This is a genomic window from Paucibacter sp. PLA-PC-4, assembly GCF_026241155.1.
Classification (GTDB): domain Bacteria; phylum Pseudomonadota; class Gammaproteobacteria; order Burkholderiales; family Burkholderiaceae_C; genus Roseateles_E.
This window is the reverse complement of sequence record NZ_JAPFGP010000081.1, coordinates 1-530: the sequence shown is the minus strand read 5'-3', so window position 1 is coordinate 530 and position 530 is coordinate 1. Positions and strand designations below refer to the sequence as shown.

General features: G+C 63.8%; 2 protein-coding genes. Both read right to left on the bottom strand.

Translation table 11 applies throughout. The annotated features are described in order from the left end of the window. Window positions 1-331 (bottom strand): hypothetical protein (locus OOZ63_RS29015; RefSeq protein WP_266009351.1); only part of this gene is annotated, 331 nt, incomplete at its 3' end. 14 nt (window positions 332-345) lie between these two features. Further along, window positions 346-530 (bottom strand): hypothetical protein (locus OOZ63_RS29010; protein WP_266009349.1); only part of this gene is annotated, 185 nt, incomplete at its 5' end.

Genomic DNA, 530 nt, shown 5'->3' with positions numbered 1-530 from the left:
TGATCAGTCCGACCTGGAACCGGATGTACATCAACGACTTGTGAGTCGCGCCATCTCTTGTTGGCCAATTCTCGAGTGGCGGCTCTTCGGCGTCTCGGCCCCGGAGACCGGTTTCCGCTTTGGGTCGAGTCGAGCCCGTCGCGCCGGCCGGAACCGGTCGTAGATCGGGTTGCACCGCCCAGCGGGTGTGCGGACGGCTGCTGTCCGTCGCTTTCCTTCCGATCATGGCGGCACCGACCGCCGTACTGAAGGTCGGCTTGGTGACAATCACCGTGCGTACGTACGTGCGTGTGCCGACGGCGATCAGATCCTTACGCTGCAGTCTTGTCATCCAAGCGGCCTCCCTCAATGAAAATCCCTGCTCGCCGTCCTCAGCTCCCCAAGCAACGGCGTCAGGTCTTCGAGGTAGCCCGCCACGATATTGCGCACCTCCCCCTCACGCTGCCAGGTCCCCTTCACCGCGAGCAGCTTGGCATTGAGCGCCACGACACGCTGGCGCTCCCAGATCTCCCGGCGCACGATGACCTGGA